Genomic DNA, 13139 nt, shown 5'->3' with positions numbered 1-13139 from the left:
ACAGCGGGGCGAGACCCGGGTTATTCCCCGCCCACAGGATCCCTTCAGCTGCCCCCTGACGCTGGCGACCCGCCTTTGGCCGCGACGAGCCAGTTGATGTCGTCGAACTTCTCCGTCAGGTCCGCGACCAGATGCGTCGTGCCGGGATGTAGCGGTCCTGCCTCATTGGCGCTCACCGTTCACAATCGCAACGAGCTTGCCCCATGGGCTCTCAGAACCGCGGATAGTCTAGGATCGCGGCTCGGTCCGGTCAGATGCCGTGCTTGGTGCCGGGTCCAGTTGGCAAGAGCTAAGAAGCACTTCTAATTGCCCGGCCGACCTTCTGCAGAGCCTCGAAGGCTCCCATGCGCTGATCAACCCAGCCCGCCAAAGCGGCCTGGGGTTGATGGATGTCTCCCAAGACCGACATCGCCTGCATCGCCTCACTGAGGTCGGCATGGTCGCCCGAGGCAACTGATCCAAGCATCGCGGAGCCGAGCAGGACGGCCTCCGGAGAGGCTGGCGCAGCGACCGTCAAACTCGTCATATCGGCGAGGACCTGCCGCACGAGGCGGCTCTTTGCGGCACCGCCGCTGACCACGATCGTATCGACCGCAATGCCCTTGTCTTGCTGAGCGCGAACGATCTGCCGGGCCCCGCAGCCGAGGCCGCAAAGCCCGGCAAGATAAAGCGCGAGCAGACTCTCCAGATCCGAGCGCATATCAAGGCCCGCAATCAGTGCGCGCGCGCCGGGATCGGCGAACGGCGCTCGATTGCCGAGGAATTCAGGGACGACATGAAGCTGGCCGACCAACTCCGGGAGCATTTCGGCACCGCCGCGTGATTCGATTTCCGAGGCAAGCCAATCCGCAAGCGTCTGCTGCTTCTGGCCCGCAGCCTGTGTCGCTTGCGCGGAATTCGGATGCATCTGCAACAGATGCTCGATCGCAGCGCCGGCGGCCGACTGTCCGCCTTCATTGAGCCAAAGCCCAGGCACCATGGCCGAGAAATAGGGTCCCCAAACGCCAGGGACGAAGAAGGGGTCCGGTGTGGTCGACATGGTGCAGGCGGACGTTCCGAATACATAGGCCATGCGCGTGAGCACCGTGCCCGCCGCTCCGCGCGCCCCCACCGTACCAACACCGCCGGCATGTGCATCGATGAGGCCGGCGGCGACCGGCGTACCCATCGCGAGTCCGAGATCGGCCGCGGCCTTCGCCGTCAGGCCCGCTGCCAGCCTGGTCCCGCCGGGCACGATCTCGGTGCCGATCCTGCGGAACTGCTCATCCGGCAGCACGCCGAGGCCAATCCTGCGGAAGAATTGATCGTCCCAGCGGTCTTCGTGGCCCAGATAGGTCCACTTGCACGTCACGGTACAAATGGAGCGGGACAAACTCCCTGTTGCACGCCAAGTGAGAAAATCAGTCAAGTCCATAAACTGCCACGCATGGGAGAACGTCTCGGGCATGTTTTCGGCGAGCCACAACAGTTTCGGCGTCTCCATCTCGGGAGAGATCGTTCCGCCGACATAGTCGAGAACTTTCTCGCCCGTCTGGTTGATACGGCGCGCCTGATCCGCAGCGCGGTGATCCATCCATACAACGACGTTGCGAGCAGGATCGCCGGACGGCCCGACGGGCAGCGGCACACCCGCCTCGCCAAGCACCACCAGCGAGCAGGTCGCGTCAAAGCCTATGCCGGCGATACTGTCCGCCGCGATACCCGCCTGCACCACCGCGCTACGCACGCTGCGGCATACGGCACGCCAGATATCCTCGCTCGACTGCTCGACGACGTCGCCAGCCTCCCGCCAAAGTGCAACAGGGGCGCTGTCACTCGCCAGGAGCCTGCCAGAGCGGTCGAAGAGTCCGGCCCGTGCGCTGCCGGTGCCGACATCGATGCCAAGGAAATGGCGGTTATCGGGTTGCTTGTTCATCTCAGGATCGCCGATCGGAAGATGTTACAGATCGTTGCTCTGCGGCAGAATGACGAGGTCGCGGATGGTGACGTTTCTCGGGCGCGTCAACATGAAGAGCACTGCCTGCGCGACTTCCACCGGCTGCATCAAGCCACCGGCCGCCATTTCCTCCTCGATCTTCTCTTTGGGCCAATCCTTGATGAGCGCGGTCACGACTGGACCGGGCGCAACGGCGCCGACGCGCAAACCGTGTTTCGCGACCTGCCGGCGCAGAGTATGCACAAAAGCCTGCACGGCGTGCTTGGACGCGGTATAGATCGGTTCCCAGACGACAGGCACGAGACCTGCGATCGAACTGGTGACGATGATGTCGCCGCTCTTGCGCTCAACCATGTGCGGCAGCACCGCATGGATCGACCGGAACAGCGCATTGACGTTCAAATTGAGCATGCGGTCCCACGCGTCGGGATCGCCGCCAAGCACCTCGCCGCCGACATAGGCACCAGCATTCGCATGGAAGATGTCCAGTTGACCCGCTTTCTCCAGCACCTGCGGCATCATCGCTTCCATGCTCAGGGGATCGGTGAGGTCGATACGTAACGGAATCGCCTGATCGCCCAGCGCAACGCAGGCGCTGCTCAGCGCCTCTTCCGCCCGATCGATCAGCACCACCCGCGCGCCGGCCCCGATCAATGTTCTGGCGCATTCGAGACCGATGCCCGATGCGGCGCCGGTGATCGCCGCGACTTTTTCTGCAAGTTCCTGGGCCAAGGCTTGTCCTTTTCCTATGAGAGTTGTTCAAGCTCGGCCGTGGGAAAGGCGCGAGCGCCGTGCCAGCGAATCGACGATGACTGCAATGGCAAGGACCGCGCCCGTAATCATGTACCGCAGCGACGAGGAGAGATCGAGCAGCGTGAGGCCGCTCGCGATGGACTGGATGACGATGACGCCGAGGAGCGCGGAATAGGCGCTCCCGCGGCCGCCAAACAGGCTTGTGCCACCGATGACCGCGGCGGCGATCGCGTTGAGGTTCACATCCCCGGTCCCGGCCTGCTGGCTGGAAGATGCCAGCCGCGCTGCGGCCAGAATGCCGCCGGCCGCGGCCAGCGTGGAGCACAGCATGAATGCGGTCGAATAGACCCGGCGAACGTTGATGCCAGCCCGACGGGCCGCCTCGCGATTGCCGCCGACGGCAGACATCGAGCGGCCCCATTTGGTTCTCGTCAATGCGTAATTCATGATCACGCACAAGCCGACGAACAGACCAAACATCCAGGGAATGCCGCGCCCGAGATTGAGATAATAGACAACGAATTCGAGCACGATGGTGACCAGCAGCGCCTTCAGCACCATGCGACCAAGCGAACTGGCCGATAGCCCCGCCGCCCGCCGGCGCGCGGCCGTTCGGTAGCCGGTCACGAACATAACCACGCTCGCGACCGCCGCCAGCACGTAGGATACGATCGACGGCATGACGAGCATCTGTCCGAAATTGACCAGCGCCGATCCATACGGAAGGTTGATCGAGCCGGAGGAGCCGAGCAGATACAGCTGCAGGCCGAGCCACGTTAGCAGGCCGGCCAGCGTCGAGACGAAGCTCGGCATACCCAGACGATTGAACAAAAATGCATAGAGCGCGCCGATGGCAGCGCCCAGCACCAACGCCGTGACGATCGCCACGGCGACCGGCCAATCCTGAGCGACCCAAAGCACGCCGACGAGCGCCGAAGAGAACCCGCTCACCGATCCGACCGACAGATCGATCTCGCCGACCATCAGGATACAGACGATGCCCAGCGAGATCACACCCACTGTCGCGCAATCGAAAAGCAAATTGACCAGATTGTTCGGCGCGAGAAAAACAGGGTTGAGAGTCTCGAACGCCGCGCAGATGACGATGAGCCCGACGACCACCGGCAGCGATCCGAGATCGCCCGACCGCACACGGTCCACAAAGGCGCCGATCGTGTTTCCAAGCGTGTCCGCGTGCTTGACTCGTTCGTCACTGCGGTCGAGCAACCGCGCCGTCGAAACCTGTTGCGTGTCGTCGGTCATCGCCCAAGCTCCGGCGACTGATGGGCGCGGCGCCGCCTGGCGCGGCGCGAGACAGAATTTTCGTCCGCTCCGGTAATCGCCGTAACGAGATCCTGATTGGACACGTCGGGATCGAACTCGCCGTTGTTGCGACCGAGGCGCAGCACCACGATCCGATCGGCAACCGCGCGGACGTCCTCCATGTTGTGACTGATCATGATGACGCCGAGACCGCGTGCGCGAACGCGTTCGACGAGGTCTAGCACCTCAGCGGTTTGGGCAACGCCGAGCGCCGCAGTCGGCTCGTCGAGCAGAATGAGTTTCGGCTCAGTCAGCAGCGAGCGCGCGATCGCCACGGTCTGGCGCTGTCCGCCGGAGAGCGACGCCACGGGCTCTCGCACGCTCGGGATCCGCGCTGACAGCTCGTTGAGCAAGGTACAGGCGCGAAGCTCCATGGAGACCTCGTCGAGCCGCAGCGGGTTGAGCTCGCGGCCGAGGAAGATGTTTGCGACCACGTCGAGATTCTCGCAGAGGGCCAAATCCTGGAAAACGGTGGCGATGCCGAGGCCGAGTGCCATGGATGGGTCGGACAGGACAACATGTTCACCGCCGAACGTGATCGTTCCGGAGGTGGGTTGGTGCACGCCGGCAAGGATCTTCACCAGCGTGGATTTTCCTGCACCGTTATCACCCACAAGTGCCACGACTTCGCCGGCATGCACATCGAGATCAACATCGGTCAGGGCGGACACGGCGCCGAAATGCTTGGAAATTCCGCGAAGACTCAAGACCGGCTTGCGCGGTCCGCCCTGCGCGTCATCGGCATCCGAGATCGTGGTCATGTCCCAATTCGCCCTCTCATCCTTCGTCCCGGCCGCCGGAAGCGGCCGGGACCGACGTCGTCACTGCGTGATGCCAAGCTTCTTGCAACCCGCGGCATATCGGCCCGTGCAGAGCTGATCGGCCGTCTGGATCTTCTTATCGATAATCTCCGCCTTCAGGTTCTCCTGAGTGACGACGGCCGGCACGAACAACTTCGATGGCGCATTGAATAGCGTAGCTTCCGCCTTGGGCATCTCTCCGGAGAGGAATTTCACCGCCGCTTGCGCCGCAGCAGCTGCCACGATCTCACTGGGTTTGGAGATCGTGTTGTACTGATCGCCTGCGATGACGAGCTGAAGCGCGGCAATCGTCGCATCGTTGCCCGTCACCGGCGGCACCGGCTCGATACCTGCGGCCTTGAAGGCGGCAATTGCGCCACCGCCCGTGCCGTCATTGGCAGCTACGACGCCGAGGATCTTCTTGCCGAAGCGGGTGATCTGGCCACTCGCCCATTGCTGCGCCTTCGGCGGCGCCCAGTCCGGCGTGTCGTATTCGGCCAGAATTGGATAGCCGCTCTTATCAAGCCCCTCGTGGATCCCCTTCTTGATGAGTCCCGCAGCGGCATCGGTCGGCGATCCATTGATTTCGAGTACGCCTTCGCCCTCCTTCGCCGTCGCGTTGGCGGCCTTAAGATGCTTGACGAGCGATTCGGAGATAGCCTTGCCGATGGCTTGATTGTCGAAGGACACGTAAAAATCGACCTTGGCGTCGGGGACCGGCCGGTCATAGGCAATGACCTTGATGCCTTGCGATTGTGCCATCTTGACCAGGGATGCCGCGGCAGTGGAGTCGACGGGGTCGAGCACGATTACCTTGGCGCCCTGCGAAATCACCGAGTTGAATTGCTGTTGCTGCCGCGCGGCATCCGCGCTGGCGTTCTGGTAGATCACCTTGCAACTGTCGCACAGCTTCTTCATCTCTGCGACGAAGCCCGGATAATCATGTTGTTCATAGCGGGTGGAGGCCTGGTCCGGCATCAGGAAGGCGACGGTCGCGTTCTTCACCTCTGCGGCCCGCGAAGAAATGGCTGTTGTGCCGAGCAGCGAGAGGGCTATGCCAATTGTGCCCGCATATTTAGCAGAGAACTTTCTCATTTCAGATTTCCTTTCCAGACTGGGTGTCAGGGTGTCGTCGTTGATCCTTCGAAGTCAGGCCCTCGCTGCTTCCGTTTCCGACGGCACGATGAGCGCCGGTGCTCGGAGCCGCGCAGAATTCTGGTCGAACGATTGCTGTCGCGGACCGCCGTCGGCGTGTCCGCGTCATTCTTCCGTAACGATCCTCCTTCTTTGCTCCTATGCGGCTAGGCCGCGTGCGCCTCATCGATGTTGTGCGCCAACAATCGTCTGAAGCGCGAAGGGGGCATGCCTTTCTCGGCCAGGAACTGCCGGTTAAAATTGGAGAGATTGTTGAAGCCGACCTCGAAGCAGATGTCGGTGATGGAAGCCTGCTCGTCGCTCATCAATATCTGACAAGCGAGATTGATACGCAGCCGCTTAACGTATTGCACCAATGACATGCCCGTGTGCCGGCGGAACGAGCGCGAAAATGCGCTTTGCGATTGACCGGCGATCGCAGCAAGCTCCGCTTCGCCGAAAGGTTGCGTCAGATTCTTCCGGATGAATGCGAGTGCCTTGTTCATTCCCACGGACATGTAGCCAGACGGATCGGGCAGATAGTTTGGGCTGGACAGCGGACGCGCCTGTCGCGCGGCGCGACAGAGTATCCCCAAGATCATCAAGAACAGCTCGATCCGGCGCACGCCGTTCGCCGTGACGATCTCCTCCATGAGTGGGACGAGCGCATCGCTCGTGCTGCGGGTGAACAGCGCACCACGCCGGGAAAAATCCAGCAGTGCGGCAAGGCCCGAAAGCTCAGGCATGACCTTCATCAGGTCGCCGATGAATTCTTCGCTGAATTGAAGGATGCGTCCGCGTAGCGGGATGGCGCACTCTGCCGGCAGATCGCTCACCCAATTGTGCGGCAAATTGGGGCCGGTGAGCACGAGATTACCTGGTTCGAAGTCGCCGATGAAGTCACCGACGAAATAGCGTCCGCTGGTGGCCACGACCTGATGGAGCTCGTACTCGGGATGGAAATGCCAGCGGACGGTGTGGAATGGGTAGCCGTGCGACCACGCCTTGAATGACTCGCCGCGCCGTATCTGGACAACTTCCAGGTCCGGTTCCATGTCCCCTCCCTTCAGGCCGGTGCGGCTTGTAATGATCCGCCTCCGCTCCCTTATCGGCTGATTGGTTCAGCGCTTCCTCTCGTTGGCAGAGTAGCGACCAGTACCTAGGCACGCCACCACCATTTCAGATGTGAACTGATACTTTTTTGACGTGCAGCACGCCGTCCGGCCAAGTTCCCGGATTGAAGGCAGCGTTCCGCACCAACGGCACTATTACGCCGGCCGCCTCCCCCGCCAATGCCGACGGCGCCGCGGCTCCCATCCTTGCAAAACGCTGTCTCGCCGATCGCGATGGCCTACCCGTGCTGGCACAGATCAAAGGTCATGCCACCCACGCTGCCAAATTGGTCCAGGGGAGGATCTCAGCCGCGCGCCTTCAAATGCATCATCGGGTAATGCTCATAGTGGCCGGCGCCGTTCTTCACGACAGGATCTTCCGAGGTGACCGCCTCGATGTCGAGATCGTCCGGGATCTGATAGAGCGACACGCCATAACCGCCACGCGGGTCCGTGACGGGACCGTGCGCGACGATCTGCCCCTTTGCGAGCAGATCATCCAGGAACGCACCGTGCTGCTTCATCCATTGTTTCTCAGCGGCGCTCATGGTCGCCAGGAAATCCGCCCGGGGCGGAATGTACTTGCAGAGATAGTACTTCATTGGCCGCTCCTCGGTGAAAACGACATTTCAGCTTGCTTGTCGGCCTGGCCCGCCCCCCCAACTTGAGAGATCAATCGGTCACGCCGATCCGCTGCTCAATGCGATCAGCGAGCATTGATCTCGGCACTGAAGCGCTCGCATGCAAACCTTTGTCAAGCAACGGCGCGCGTGGCCAGATCGGCGACAGTACCGTCAAGAAATCCAGTCAGCCGCTGCCGGATGATCTGCTCGGCTTCCCTCATGATGCGGTCGATCAGCTCCTTCACCGTCGGGATATCGTGGATCAGTCCGACCACCATGCCGCAGCTCCAAGCACCGGCATCCATGTCACCATCGACCATCACCCTGGGGTAGACACCCGCGACCTGCTCATGGATGTCCTCGATCTTGAGGCTCGCCCCCTTCTCGCGCTCGACCTCGAGCAATTGATCGACACCCTTGTTCTTCAGCACGCGCTCGGTGTTACGCAGCGCGCGCATGACCAGCACGGTATCGAGTTCGGTGGCTTTGACGAGGGCCTGCTTGACGTTGGCGTGGACGGGAGCTTCCCTGGTTGCGACGAAGCGGGTACCCATGTTCATGCCGGCGGCGCCCATCGACAGCGCAGCAACGAGGCTGCGCGCATCCGCCATGCCACCCGAGGCCACGAACGGAATCTTCAGTTCATCCGCCGCGCGCGGCAGCAGGATCATGTTCGGGATATCGTCCTCGCCGGGATGGCCGCCGCATTCGAAGCCGTCGACGCTGACGGCGTCGCATCCGATCTTCTCGGCTTTCAGCGAATGCCGCACCGAAGTGCATTTGTGGATCACCTTAATGCCGGCAGCCTTCAGCGCGGGCATGTACGCTTCCGGGCTGCGGCCGGCGGTCTCCACCGCCTTGACGCCACCTTCCTTGATGGCGGCGATATATTCCGGATAAGGCGGTGCAGTGAAGCTCGGCAGGAAGGTCAGGTTCACACCGAACGGCTTGTCGGTCATGTCGCGACAGCGCGCGATTTCCTTCGCCAGCAGCTCCGGCGTCCGCTGGGTCAGGCCGGTGATGATGCCGAGACCGCCGGCATTCGAGACCGCGGCGGCAAGCTCGGCAAAGCCGACATAATGCATGCCGCCCTGGATGATCGGATGCTGGATGCCGAACAGTTCAGTGATTGCTGTCTTCACGTGCGCTTTCTCCGCTTTCCGATCAGTTGACGAGTTCAAATAGGCCGGCCGCGCCCATGCCGCCGCCGATGCACATGGTCACCACGCCGTACTTCGCCTTGCGCCGCCGCCCCTCGATCAGGATATGGCCCGCAAGCCGGCTGCCCGTCATGCCGTAGGGATGGCCGATCGCGATCGAGCCGCCATTGACGTTCAGCTTGTCCGGATCGATGCCGAGCTTGTCGCGGCAGTAGATCACCTGGACAGCATAGGCTTCGTTCAGCTCCCAAAGATCGATGTCATCGATCCTCAGGCCGTGGCGCTTGAGAAGGCGCGGGATCGCCGCGACCGGACCGATGCCCATTTCGTCCGGCTCGACTCCGGCGGCGACGAAGCCGCGGAAGATGCCGAGCGGCTTAAGGCCCTTCTTGGTGGCGGTCTTGTCGCTCATGAGCACGCAGGCCGATGCTCCGTCGGAGAGCTGGCTGGCATTGCCGGCCGTGATGGTCTTGCCTTCGAATACCGGCTTGATCTTCGCCAGTCCTTCCGCCGTGGTCTCGGGGCGCGGCCCTTCGTCCTTCGACAGCGTCACCTGCTGATAGGAGACCTCCCTGGTGTCCTTGTTGACGACGGCCATCGTCGTTGTGATCGGGACGATCTCGTCATTGAAGCGACCGGCCTGCATCGCGGCACCAATGCGGCGCTGACATTCGAGGCTGTATTCGTCCTGCCGGTCGCGACCGATCTTGTAGCGCTCGGCGACAATCTCGGCAGTGTCGAGCATCGACATGTACATCTCGGGCTTCATCGCCATCAGCTCGTCGTCGACGGCGTGGAACCTGTTCATGTGGTCGTTCTGCACCAGGCTGATCGATTCGATGCCGCCTCCGATCGCGATCTCGACGCCATCCAGCATGATCGAGCGGGCCGCGACCGCGATCGCCTGCAGGCCGGAGGCGCACTGCCGATCGATCGTGGTGCCGGCGACGGTGACCGGCAGGCCGGCACGAACCGCCCCCTTGCGTGCGACGTTCATCACCATGGTGCCCTGCTGCATCGCGCAACCCATCACCACGTCTTCGACCTCGTCCGGCTCAACGCCCGCGCGCCTCACCGCTTCGGCCATCACATGGCCAGCCATGGTCGGCCCCTCGGTGTTGTTCAGCGCACCGCGATAGGCCTTGCCGACGCCGGTGCGGGCGGTGGAAACGATAACTGCCTCTGTCGTCATGGCTGCCTCTTTGGTTACGCTGCCGCGTCGAGCTGCACATAACGCAGCAAGTGGTGAGCGGGATCGCCGAACTGGATATTGATCGAGGAGATTCGCTTAAAGTAGTGACCGACGTTCAATTCGTCGGTCATGCCCATGCCGCCGTGGAGCTGCACCGCCTGGTCGGCGATGAACTTGCCGGCATAGCCGACCCTCGACTTGGCGCCGGAGGCGAGGCGCGAGATGCCACTTTCGCCGGCACCGAGGCTGAGACTGAGATGCTGCATCAGGGAAAGCGCCTCCTGATGCGCGATGAACATGTCGACCATCCGGTGCTGCAACACCTGGAAGCTGCCGATGGTGACGCCGAACTGCTTTCGGGCCTTGGCGTATTCCAGCGTCGCAGAGTTCAGTTCGGCCATCGCGCCGACCGCCTCGGCGCAGAGCGCGCCGATGGCCCTGTCGCGGCAGCCTTCCAGCAGGGCGACGCCTTCGCCCTCGCTGCCGAGCAACTCGCCGCGAACATCGCGGAAAGTGATCTCCGCGGCACGGCGGCCGTCGATGGTCTTGAAGCTCCGCAATTCGAGATTCGCCGCCCGGGCGTCGACGACGAACAGGCTGACGCCGCCACAATCGTCGCGCTTGCCGGCAGTCCGGGCGGAGACGATGAGATAATCGGCCCAAGGCGCCGCTATGACGGCGGTCTTCTCACCACTAAGCGTGTAGTCCTTTCCCTCTCGCCGCGCCGTGGCCGCGACATTGGCGAGATCGAAGCGCGAGTTTTTTTCGGTCCAGGCCAGCGCCCAGATCTTGTGTCCGGCGATGATATCGGGAATGAAGGCCTGCTTCTGCTCTTTCGTCCCTGCCTGCTCGATCAAGCCGCCGACCAGCACGACCGTCTCCACGTACGGCTCCACGACAAGGTGGCGGCCGAACTCCTGGGCAACGATCATAGTAGAGAGCGGGCCGCCACCAAGTCCGCCGCTCTCCTCGGAGAATGGCGCGGCGAGCAGGCCGAGCTCCGCAAAAGCGCCCCACTGCTTGCGGCTCCAGCCCTCTTCGCTGGCCACGATCTTGCGGCGCGCCTCGAAGCTGTATTGGTCGCGTAGCATACGCTGTACGCTGGAGCGCAACAGTTCCTGCTCTTCCGTGAACTGGATATCCATCCGATCCTCTTGTTGCGCTGTTGCTAGAGACCGAGCACCGCTTTGGCGATGATGTTGCGCTGGATCTCGTTTGATCCACCGTAGATGCTGAGCTTGCGCGCGTTCAGGTATTTCTCCGACGCTGTGTGGCCGTAATCGGCACCCGGCATGAACTGGTTTGCGCCCGACGGTTGCTCGCGAAGCGCCAGGCCATAGTTGCCGATGGCACGATGTGTGAGCTCGGTAATGCCCTGGAAGATCTCGGTGCCGCGGATCTTGAACAGCGAGGCCGCGGGCCCCGGATCGATGCCGCGCGCCATCTGGGCAACGACCCGCAGCTCGGTGGCCTCGAGCGCGAGCACATCGAGCTCGAGCCGGCCGATCTCCTTGCGAAATTCGAGATGCGCCGGATCGTCCGCTGCGATCTCCGCTTTCACGATCTTCTTCAACCGGTCGAGGTAGCGCGTCGACCGGCCGATCCCGGCCATGCTGGTGCGCTCGTTGCCCAGCAGGAATTTTGCGTAGGTCCAGCCCTTGTTCTCCTCGCCGATCAGGTTCTCGACGGGAACGCGGACATCCTCGAGGAAGACGTCATTGACCTCGTGCGAACCGTCGATCGTGATGATCGGACGCACGGTCACGCCTGGCGACTTCATGTCGATCAGGAGGAACGAGATGCCCGCCTGAGGCTTGGCGCTCGAATCAGTACGCACCAGGCAGAAGATCCAGTCGGCGTGCTGCGCCAACGTTGTCCAGGTCTTGTGACCGTTGACGATGTAATGGTCGCCGTCGCGCACAGCCTTGGTCCGGACGGTGGCGAGGTCTGAGCCTGAGCCCGGCTCGGAATAGCCTTGGCACCACCAGTCTTCACCCGACAGTATCCGCGGCAAGAACTTCTGCTTCTGGGCATCATTGCCGAAGGTGTAAATGACCGGACCAACCATGGTGACGCTGAACGCCAACGGCGGCAGCGTCCCGGCCCGGCTGGTCTCCTGCTCGAAGATGAAACGCCGGGTGATCGACCAGCCAGGGCCGCCAAATTCCTTGGGCCAAAGCGGCGCGATCCAGCCCTTCTCGTAGAGAATTTGGTGCCAGAGCAACGATTGCTCTTTGGTCAGGTCGGTCTCCGGATTAGGGACCCGCATTTCCTTCGGATAGTTTTCGGCGATGAAAGCGCGCACCTCATCACGGAAGGCCGCATCTTCGGGAGACAGTGCGAGTTCCATCTGCGCTTCCTACCACTTCTCACCGAAGGGGCGGATTTCCAGCTCAAAGGTCCAGGCGCTCTTCGGCTGCTGATACAGCTGCCAATAGGACGCCGCGACCGAGGCCGGCGGCATCAGCAGATCCGGATCGTCGAGCGCATTAGGCCCGAGCGCTTCCAGGCGCCGCTGGCGGACCCATTCGGTGTCGACGCCGGAATCGATAACGAGGTGCGCGACGTGGATATTCTTCGGGCCGAGTTCGCGCGCCATTGCCTGCGCCACAGCGCGCAGTCCGAATTTGGCGCTGGCAAAGGCGGCATAGCCGCTGCCACCGCGCAATGAAGCGGTCGCACCGGTGAAGAAGATGTTGCCCTGGCCGCGCGGCAGCATCAGCCGGGCCGCCTCGCGCCCGGCGAGGAAGCCGGAGTAGCAGGCCATCTCCCAGACCTTGCGGAACACGCGCTCGGTCGTCTCGAGGATCGGGAAGTTGACGTTGGCACCGATATTGAAGATGCAGACATCCAATGGTGCGTGCTTGTCGGCGTCGCTCAGAAAGGAGACGATCTCCTCCTCCTTGCGCGCGTCGAGCGAACGTGCGTGGATCTCGCCGCCGGCAGCCTCGATCTCCTTGACCAGCGGCGCCAGCTTGTCGCCGTTGCGGCGACCCGCGAAGACAGTAAAGCCCTCGGAGGCAAATTTCTTGGCGATCTCGCCGCCGATGAAATCGCCCGCGCCGATCACGGCGACGGTTGCATTTCTCTTTTTCAAGGAACTTCT

General features: G+C 62.5%; 13 protein-coding genes and 1 pseudogene. 1 reads left to right on the top strand and 13 read right to left on the bottom strand.

The window, feature by feature from the left end; genetic code table 11:
- Positions 1 to 44 precede the first annotated feature (44 nt).
- The 7 genes from ACIPUD_RS28955 to ACIPUD_RS28925 form a co-directional block, all read right to left on the bottom strand.
- Entirely contained in the window at positions 45 to 176 is a 132-nt protein-coding gene (locus ACIPUD_RS28955; protein ID WP_446481989.1) for a hypothetical protein, read from the bottom strand.
- A 113-nt stretch (positions 177 to 289) separates the two neighbouring features.
- Positions 290 to 1915, bottom strand: a complete 1626-nt coding sequence (locus tag ACIPUD_RS28950; protein ID WP_446481988.1) for an FGGY-family carbohydrate kinase — start codon at positions 1913 to 1915, stop codon at positions 290 to 292.
- Between the two features lie 24 nt (positions 1916 to 1939).
- Positions 1940 to 2668 (bottom strand): SDR family oxidoreductase, encoded by a 729-nt coding sequence (locus ACIPUD_RS28945; protein ID WP_018458784.1) that lies wholly within the window; start codon positions 2666 to 2668, stop codon positions 1940 to 1942.
- 27 nt (positions 2669 to 2695) lie between these two features.
- Positions 2696 to 3952, bottom strand: a complete 1257-nt coding sequence (locus ACIPUD_RS28940; protein WP_018458783.1) for a sugar ABC transporter permease — start codon at positions 3950 to 3952, stop codon at positions 2696 to 2698.
- The gene (locus tag ACIPUD_RS28935) at positions 3949 to 4773 is read right to left on the bottom strand and encodes an ATP-binding cassette domain-containing protein (protein WP_018458782.1); all 825 of its coding nucleotides are present in this window, start codon (positions 4771 to 4773) and stop codon (positions 3949 to 3951) included. Before ACIPUD_RS28935 ends, ACIPUD_RS28940 begins: the two co-directional genes overlap by 4 nt.
- A 60-nt stretch (positions 4774 to 4833) precedes the next feature.
- Complete coding sequence (locus ACIPUD_RS28930) at positions 4834 to 5907, bottom strand: ABC transporter substrate-binding protein (protein ID WP_026233659.1); 1074 nt, start codon at positions 5905 to 5907, stop codon at positions 4834 to 4836.
- 206 nt (positions 5908 to 6113) lie between these two features.
- Positions 6114 to 7001, bottom strand: a complete 888-nt coding sequence (locus tag ACIPUD_RS28925) for an AraC family transcriptional regulator (RefSeq protein ID WP_018458780.1) — start codon at positions 6999 to 7001, stop codon at positions 6114 to 6116.
- A gap of 170 nt (positions 7002 to 7171) precedes the next feature.
- On the opposite strand from ACIPUD_RS28925, the pseudogene ACIPUD_RS28920 reads away from it, so the two are divergent.
- Positions 7172 to 7339 (top strand): annotated as a pseudogene (locus ACIPUD_RS28920) (acetyl-CoA C-acetyltransferase); the annotation flags it as partial.
- Between the two features lie 24 nt (positions 7340 to 7363).
- On the opposite strand, the gene ACIPUD_RS28915 reads toward ACIPUD_RS28920, so the two are convergent.
- The 6 genes from ACIPUD_RS28915 to ACIPUD_RS28890 form a co-directional block, all read right to left on the bottom strand.
- The gene (locus ACIPUD_RS28915) at positions 7364 to 7660 is read right to left on the bottom strand and encodes a YciI family protein (protein WP_085350863.1); all 297 of its coding nucleotides are present in this window, start codon (positions 7658 to 7660) and stop codon (positions 7364 to 7366) included.
- Between the two features lie 152 nt (positions 7661 to 7812).
- Entirely contained in the window at positions 7813 to 8823 is a 1011-nt protein-coding gene (locus ACIPUD_RS28910; protein WP_018458778.1) for an NAD(P)H-dependent flavin oxidoreductase, read from the bottom strand.
- 22 nt (positions 8824 to 8845) lie between these two features.
- On the bottom strand, positions 8846 to 10033 hold the full coding sequence (locus tag ACIPUD_RS28905; protein WP_018458777.1) for an acetyl-CoA C-acyltransferase: 1188 nt from the start codon (positions 10031 to 10033) through the stop codon (positions 8846 to 8848).
- Between the two features lie 14 nt (positions 10034 to 10047).
- Positions 10048 to 11178: an acyl-CoA dehydrogenase family protein gene (locus tag ACIPUD_RS28900; RefSeq protein ID WP_018458776.1), complete on the bottom strand. Its 1131-nt coding sequence runs from the start codon at positions 11176 to 11178 to the stop codon at positions 10048 to 10050.
- Positions 11179 to 11201: 23 nt separating this feature from the next.
- Positions 11202 to 12383 (bottom strand): acyl-CoA dehydrogenase family protein, encoded by a 1182-nt coding sequence (locus tag ACIPUD_RS28895; RefSeq protein ID WP_018458775.1) that lies wholly within the window; start codon positions 12381 to 12383, stop codon positions 11202 to 11204.
- A 9-nt stretch (positions 12384 to 12392) separates the two neighbouring features.
- Positions 12393 to 13130: an SDR family oxidoreductase gene (locus ACIPUD_RS28890; protein WP_018458774.1), complete on the bottom strand. Its 738-nt coding sequence runs from the start codon at positions 13128 to 13130 to the stop codon at positions 12393 to 12395.
- Positions 13131 to 13139: the final 9 nt, after the last annotated feature.

The organism is Bradyrhizobium sp. CAR08 (assembly GCF_052871955.1).
Note: the sequence above shows the minus strand (reverse complement) of the source record. Positions and strands in the feature narration are given on the sequence as shown.